Genomic DNA, 7,675 nt, shown 5'->3' with positions numbered 1-7,675 from the left:
GTTCAGACGTGTGCTCTTCCGATCTATCCCCACCCTTTCTCATTCCCGGCTCAGTAGCCGAGAAGGACTCACGTATTACTCAGCAGATTCCTGCTTCGCCTTCGAACGGCCACGCAGGTACTCGATAATAACCGGCACCACAGAAACCGCCACAATAATCACAGCAATGTACTCAATGTTGTTGTGCACGAACGGGATACCGCCCAGCAGCACACCCGCCAGACCAATCGAACCAATCCACGCAACCGCACCAACAACATTCCACAGGTGGAACTTCTTACGGTCGTACGAAGAAATACCCGCCGCAAGAGACACAAACGTACGAACAATCGGCACAAAACGGCCCAGAACCAGAGCCAAGCTACCGCGCTTCTGGAAGAACTCCTCAGTAGTGTGCAGGTTCTTAGTGCTCAGAATCTTCGCGTCATCCTTGAAGATCTTACGGCCGTAACGGGCACCAATCTGATAGCCAACCTCAGCGCCAGCAATAGCAACCAGCACCAGAACCGGGAAAGCAACCCACAGGGACAGGCCCATCTGCTCATGAAGCATACCCAGAGCAAAAATCAGGGAGTCACCCGGAAGAATCGGGAAAAGAACACCGGACTCAATAAATACGATAATTGCCGAAACAACCAGAACCCAGGGGCCGGTATCGAGCAGGAACTGCTCAAGGTCAAAGCCCAAGAGCGCAACCGGAAGATGCGCCAAAGCGGTGGCAAGAAAAGTCATGAAAAATCCTGAACTGTGAGTGGACCGCACACACGGATCGGCGGCGGAGTAACACCAGCATAGAAAGCGTACCTATGGTGAACATTGCGCATAACTATGCGGAGGCTGTGTATTACTGGCACAATTCTACCGGCATTTACGCCGGATGCACGGGTGAGCGAGGCGTAAATCTCCCCACCCGCACGGCGAAACTACACGAGGTGACGCGGCGCTCGCACGCCTCCCCAAGAAATGGCCATCCGCAGAGCCGAGCGATACGGGGTGTGACATGATGGGAAGAGAGTACGGCGCGTCGCGGCGTAGCGATGACCCCAACCACCCACCGTTGGAGAGAACCATGAACCCCCAGCAGTCAGCTTCCAGCCCCGCGGATTCCTTGCGCACCGATTCCCTGCGCGCTGACCCTCTGCATGCTGAAGCCCGCGAAGTGTTGCGCCGCCTCACCGGTGTCGCTGATGCTGAGTTCCACGATGGCCAGTACGAGGCGATTCGTGCCCTCGTCGCCGACCGAGCCCGCACTGTGGTGGTGCAGCGTACCGGCTGGGGTAAGTCCGCTGTCTACTTCATTTCTTCTCTGCTGTTGCGTGCCCGCGGTATGGGCCCGGCGCTTATTGTCTCCCCGCTACTTTCCCTGATGCGTGATCAGGTTGAGGCTGCATCCCGCGCGGGAGTGCGCGCTGCAATGGTGAACTCCGCGAATGTCACCGAATGGGATGAGATCCGCACCCGCCTCGAAGCTGATGAGCTTGACGTGCTGCTGGTGGGCCCCGAACGCCTCAATAACCCGGCATTCCGCGAGCAGTGGATACCGTACCTGCTGCCGCGCCTGGGTCTGCTCGTCATTGATGAGGCGCACTGTATTTCTGACTGGGGCCATGACTTCCGCCCCGATTACCGCCGCATTGGTTCGCTCATTAAGTCTCTGCCTGCAGGGGTTCCGGTGCTGGCGACAACCGCGACCGCGAATGACCGCGTCAGCCGCGATATTGCCGAACAGCTCAGCACTGACACCGCCCCCGTGCACGTAATCCGCGGCCCGCTATCCCGCGAGTCCCTGCGCTTGGGTGTGCTTACCCTGCCTGATGAGGCACAACGCATCGGCTGGCTGCTCACCCACCTGAACGACCTGCCCGGATCCGGCATTATCTACACGCTGACTGTCTCTGCGGCAGAAGATACCGCAAACGCTCTGCGCGCCAGCGGCTACGAGGTGCTCGCCTACACCGGCAAAACCGACCCGGATGAGCGCCTGGTTGCAGAGCAGGCACTCAAGGAAAACCAGGTGAAGGCTCTTGTGGCAACCAGTGCCCTCGGTATGGGTTTTGATAAGCCTGATTTGGGTTTTGTGGTGCACCTGGGCGCGCCGTCTTCGGCGGTGAGCTACTACCAGCAGATCGGTCGTGCCGGTCGAGGCGCCGCCAACGCGGATGTTCTGCTCCTGCCCGGTCGTGAAGACCGCGCCATTTGGGAGTATTTTGCGACCGCCTCCATGCCTAATGAGGAGCAGGCGCTGGCTGTTCTTGATGCGCTGGCTCAGGCCCCGGAGGGGTTGAGCATTACCGCTTTGGAGGCGCGCGTTCAGCTGCGCCGCTCCACCCTGGAGCTTCTGCTGAAGGTGCTGGACGTTGAGGGTGCCGTTGTGAAGGAAGGCAACTATTGGCGCCGAACCTCTTCGCCGTGGCGGTACGATAACGCCCGCTATGCGGCGGTGGCGCAGGCGCGTGTGGCGGAGCAGAACGCCATGCTCGAGTATGAACGTACTAGTCAGTGCCGCATGCTTTTCCTGGCTCAGCAGCTTGATGATGTTTCCGCTACCGCTTGCGGTCGTTGCGATGTGTGCGCGGGCCCCTGGTACCCGGCGGAGGTCCCTGCTGAGGCGCTACAGGCGGCACAGAATAGCTTCAACACGGTCGGTGTACCGTTGCAGCCGCGTCGTATGTGGCCGAGCGGTCTGGATCAGCTGATGGGTGCGGATGCACCGCGCGGTCGTATCCGCCCGGAGGAGCAGGCTGAACCCGGTTATGCGTTGGCGCGTCTGAGCGACATGGGGTACGGCACTCGCCTGCGTGAGCTTCTGGCGACGAATGAGCTGGGTGAGCCGGTTGATTCTGAGGTTCCTGCCGAGCTGGGTCGCGCCTGCGTGAAGGTGCTGGCGGCGTGGAAGTGGGGTGCCGCGGGTCGCCCGGTGGCGGTGCTGACTCTGCCTTCTCCGGTGCGTCCTCGTCTTGCTCAGTCGTTGGGCCGGGGGCTTGCATCAGTGGGTCGCCTGACGGATTTGGGGCAGGTATCTCTGGTGGATGAGCCGCGTTTCTTTGGCGGTAATAGCGCGTTCCGTTGCGCGGACGTGTTGCGCTCGTACCGGGTGCCTGCTGAGGTTCTGGACTACGTGCGTGAGCATCAGTGCCCGGTTCTGCTGGTTTCTGATGTGGTGGATTCGCGCTGGGTGTTTATTGCGGTGGCGCGTGAGCTACGACTGGCGGGCGCTTCCGCGGTGTATCCTTTCTCCTTGGCAGCTACTCACTAGGCTCGCACAATAATGCTTCATTTATTCCCCTGACGAGGATTTATGTCATATTCAGAATATTCAAAATTAACGGTCACTGACGGTTCCTCCGCTGTGCTCAGCGATATTCCCACTCGCCCTGAACACAGCGAGTGGATGGCGCACGCCCTCGCTGAGGGCGCCGCCGCAGGGGAGCGTGGAGAGATTCCTATCGGTGCCGTGGTGGTGGATGAGCGGGGCATCATTATCGGTTCGGCGGGCAACACCCGCGAGCAGGAGCATGACCCTAGCGCCCATGCTGAGGTGAATGCGATTCGTCAGGCGGCGGCGCATCGTGGGCAATGGCGCCTGGACGGGTGCACACTCGTGGTGACGGTTGAGCCGTGCCTGATGTGTGCCGGCACGATTTTGGCGTCACGCGTTTCGACGGTGGTTTTTGGCGCCTGGGAGGAGAAGACCGGTGCCGCCGGTAGCCGTTACGATGTGCTGCGTGATGGCAAGGTTGCCCCGGCTCCCGAGGTGTATGCGGGGGTGCGCGCCGATGAGTGCGCGCAGTTGATGGTGGACTTCTTTAAGGAACGCCGCCCCTAACCGTCACCCGTGGTGGCGCTTCAGGAACTGTTTTGTATAACGTGGAAAGCTGCGTGAGAACGCGTGGCTTTCCGCGTTATTTGTACGAAACCCCCCATTTATTTGAAAAATACTTCAAAAATTTCAAAATTGGTACCCAATTTCAGGCAAAAAGCCCACTACATCACACATGTCTGGGTCTACCATATATAGGCACTGGAGCCTCCGTCTGCCCGTGACTGAAAATAGATACCCCACGCAACCTGCGGAGTGCTCCCCGAAACTCACCTGAACCGTCCTGTAATCGAGGGGATTTACTCGTGCTTCGCGTTGACAATATTTGGGCTAAGGGGCGTCACCACGCCCTTTTTGGTCGTACCTCTTTTTCTGTAAATCAGGGCGAGGTCATCATTATTCAGGCGGATAGCCAGATGGAGCGCACCTCGCTGGGTTTGGCTCTTACCGGCCGTTTGCCCCTGTCGGGTGGCGAGATTTTCTGGAGCGCCGGGGATGGTGAGCCGCAGCCGATTTCGATGAAGAAGCTGCGCCGCATCAGTGACATTGTTGATTCTCCCGATGTGACTGCCCCGGAGCAGCACATGCGTGTGCACGATTACGTGTCTGAGATGCTCTCCTATAATCTGCCGGTTTTTGGTCGTCCCCGTGCGAGCCGCTGGCTGAAGGAACGCGGTCTTGAGGACCTGGACGGCCTGTGGATGGATGAGCTGGATGGTGAGATGAACATTGAGCTGATGGCGGCTTTGGCGCAGGCGAGTCCTTCGGACCTGCTGGTTTTTGATACGCCCTCCCGTCATTTGAATCACACCTATATGTGGCTGCCTTACCTGGAGGAGCTTGCCACTGACGAGGATCGCCCGCGTACCGTGGTGGCGATTGTTCCGCATATTTCGGAGTCTTGGCAGGGCGCCCGTGCTGTGGTGGGTAGCGTTCATATGGATCAGGACGGCGAGTTTGAGCCGGCTGAGGAGCCTGCGGAAGAGCTGTCCGAGACGGAAGAGCTGACTGAGGCTGAACCCGTGAATGACGTGATTGAGATGCGTGAGGTGGAGGAAATCCCTTCGGCCTCTTCGATTTCCTTCACCCCCGCGGCATCCGGCGCGCTCGGTCAGGCCACTGACCATAAGACTGACAACCAGAAGACCGGCAACCAGAAAACTGTTGCCCAGAAGACCGCTGAGAAGGAGTAAGAATGACTGTTCTGCGTGTGGCTCTTGTTGAGCTTAAGCGCCTGACCAGCGGTGTTTTGCCGGTTCTGGTGCTGCTTGCAATGTCCTGCATCCCGCTGCTGTATGGTGCCCTGTACCTGTACGGTAACTGGGACGCTTACGGCAATGTGAATGGCATTGTGGGCGCTCTCGTGGTTGAGGATGAGGGCGCGACGGATTCTGAGGGTCAGCAGGTGAATACCGGCGCTGACGTGAAGAAGAATCTTCTGGATGCTGGCACGTTTGATTGGCGTCAGGTGCAGACCCGTTCTGAGGCTGTCGAGGGCGTGGAGAAGGGCACCTATGACTTTGCGATGGTGATCCCGAAGGATTTCTCCCGCAATTTGCAGAGTGCCGGTTCGTTCAAGCCTGATGCTGACGGTAAGACGGGCACTATTGATGCGCGTTCGGCGGGTATTGAGGTCATTACGAATGACGCGAATAACTATGTGCTGACGAATATTGTCACGAAGGCGGGCACTGCGGTCCGTGATTCGGTGGCTGAGAAGGTCGGTAATTCGACGGCTAATTCGCTGTTGGCTAGCTTCACGACCATCCATTCGAAGATGGGTGAGGCTGCTGATGGTGCCTCGAAGGTGAATAACGGTACGGTGAAGCTGGCGGACGCTATCACTCAGCTGAAGGACGGCACCGCCACGGTGAATGATGGTGCCGTGAAGCTGAAGGATGGCACCTCCTCTTTGGCTGATGGTCAGTCCCAGCTGTTGGACGGTCAGAAGCAGTTGGCGGAGGGCGCCGCGAAGCTTGCTGATGGTGTGTCGACTTTGGATTCTGGTGCGGCGAAGCTGGATTCTGGTGCCGCGAAGCTTGCCGATGGTGCTTCGAGCTTGAAGGATGGTTCGTCGACGTTGGCTTCGGCGGCGGCGTCTGCTTCTGATGGTGCGGCGAAGCTGAAGGACGGCTCAGCGACTCTGGCTGAGGGTACTGCGAGCTTGAAGGATGGCTCTGCGGCGGTTGCGAAGGGCGCTAATGATTTGGCGTCGGGTATCCATCAGATGCGTGAAGGCATGGATCAGGCGGGTATTCGTGAGTTGCCGGCTGAGCTGAACGCGATGTGCATGCGCCTGCATGAGACGGATACTTCTGCTGGTAGTGGCGATTTTGGTCGTGACTTGTCGAATACTGTGGTGTCTGCGAGTGCGCAGAAGGTGCGTGCTCAGGTGACTCCGCTGGTTGAGGCGGGTACGTTGACTCAGGAGCAGGCTGATCAGCTGGTGGCGGCTGTTGATTCTGAGGAGACGAAGAATGAGGTTGCTGAGCTGAATCAGAAGGCTCTGCAGTCGCACCTGGCTACTCGTGATGCTGCCGCTGCTGATGCCCTGTCGAAGTTGAGTGCGTTGAAGTCGAGCCATTGTGTGTCTGATGGTACGTCGTCGACTGCGGCAAAGATTCAGACTTTGGTGGCTGGCGTGGATTCGCTGGATTCCGGTGCGTCTTCGCTTGCCAAGGGCGCTTCGTCGGTGGCTGATGGTGCCGCTCGCGTGGATGCTGGCGCATCCTCGTTGGCGTCGGGCTCGGCGACCTTGGCTGATGGTAATTCCAAGATCGCTTCGGGTGCTTCGAGCCTTGCGAGTGGTTCTGCGACTCTGTCCGGTGGTGCTTCTGAGCTGAAGGAGGGTACTGATTCTTTGAAGAACGGCACTGCCGAGCTGAAGGATGGTAGCGGTACTTTGGCGGAGAAGGAGCAGTCTGCGGTTGAGGGTCAGCAGAAGCTGGCTGATGGCGCGAATGAGCTGAAGGATGGCGCGTCGCAGCTTTCTGACGGTACGGCAAAGCTGTCTGATGGTTCGACTCAGCTGAATGATGGTGCTTCCGAGTTGAAGGATGGTACTTCGTCGCTGGAGAGCGGTCTGGCTTCTGGCGCTAAGCAGGTTCCGAGCCTTGCGCCGACCGATCAGGCGAAGGTTGCGGATACGATGTCGAACCCTGTGACTTTGTCGCAGGAGTCGTTGGCGTCGGCTCGTAACTATGGTGAGGGTATGGGTCCGTTCTTCATGTGCTTGGCGCTGTGGATTGGCGGCCTGATGCTGGTTCAGACGCTGCGTGTGATGAATAACCGTGCGCTGGCTTCGCATGCTCCGTCGATTCGCGTGATGCTCGGTAGCTGGATGCCGTTCGGCCTGGTGGGTATTGCTCAGGCGACTCTGATGTTCGCGGCGATTAAGTTTGGTTTGGGCTTTGAGATGGCTCATCCGTGGCTGGTGTGGCTGTTCCTCTGCTATGTGGCTCTGGTCTTTACCGGTTTCATTCATGGTTTGACGGTGATTTTGGGTGCGCCGGGTAAGCTGGTTGCTTTGGTCATTCTGATTCTGCAGCTGATTACTGCGGGCGGCACGATGCCGTATGAGACTCTGCCTGAGTCGATTCGTTGGATGCATGACTTCTTCCCGATGGGTTATGCGGTGGCGGGTACGCGTCGTTTGGCGTACGGCATTAATGAGTCGAGCCTGTGGGGCATCATGCTGGTTTTGACTCTGTGGGGTCTGGCTGGTCTGGTGTTGGGTTACATTGGCACGCGTCGTGATCGTACGTGGTCGCTGAAGAAGCTTGCGCCGGAGATTACGGTGTAACAAACCCTGTTTAGTCGCACCGGGGAAAACTGTCTAATAAAATAGAGATATAT

General features: G+C 58.4%; 5 protein-coding genes. 4 read left to right on the top strand and 1 reads right to left on the bottom strand.

The genetic code is table 11. From position 1 onward, the window contains the following. Window positions 1-75: 75 nt before the first annotated feature. Window positions 76-732, bottom strand: a complete 657-nt coding sequence (locus tag QZ540_RS01720; protein WP_294627256.1) for a DedA family protein — start codon at window positions 730-732, stop codon at window positions 76-78. 337 nt (window positions 733-1,069) lie between these two features. Here QZ540_RS01720 and QZ540_RS01715 point away from each other — a divergent pair, with 337 nt between their 5' ends. The 4 genes from QZ540_RS01715 to QZ540_RS01700 all read left to right on the top strand — a co-directional run bounded on the left by QZ540_RS01715 (window position 1,070) and on the right by QZ540_RS01700 (window position 7,622). Further along, the gene (locus tag QZ540_RS01715) at window positions 1,070-3,256 is read left to right on the top strand and encodes a RecQ family ATP-dependent DNA helicase (RefSeq protein WP_294627255.1); all 2,187 of its coding nucleotides are present in this window, start codon (window positions 1,070-1,072) and stop codon (window positions 3,254-3,256) included. Between the two features lie 42 nt (window positions 3,257-3,298). Then, on the top strand, window positions 3,299-3,826 hold the full coding sequence (locus tag QZ540_RS01710) for a nucleoside deaminase (RefSeq protein ID WP_294627254.1): 528 nt from the start codon (window positions 3,299-3,301) through the stop codon (window positions 3,824-3,826). Between the two features lie 299 nt (window positions 3,827-4,125). After that, entirely contained in the window at window positions 4,126-5,013 is an 888-nt protein-coding gene (locus tag QZ540_RS01705) for a multidrug ABC transporter ATPase (RefSeq protein WP_294627252.1), read from the top strand. A gap of 2 nt (window positions 5,014-5,015) precedes the next feature. Further along, window positions 5,016-7,622 (top strand): YhgE/Pip domain-containing protein, encoded by a 2,607-nt coding sequence (locus tag QZ540_RS01700; protein ID WP_294627250.1) that lies wholly within the window; start codon window positions 5,016-5,018, stop codon window positions 7,620-7,622. Window positions 7,623-7,675: the final 53 nt, after the last annotated feature.

The sequence above is a fragment of the uncultured Rothia sp. genome, from assembly GCF_916049665.1.
GTDB lineage: Bacteria > Actinomycetota > Actinomycetes > Actinomycetales > Micrococcaceae > Rothia.
This window is presented reverse-complemented; position numbering and strand designations above follow the sequence as displayed.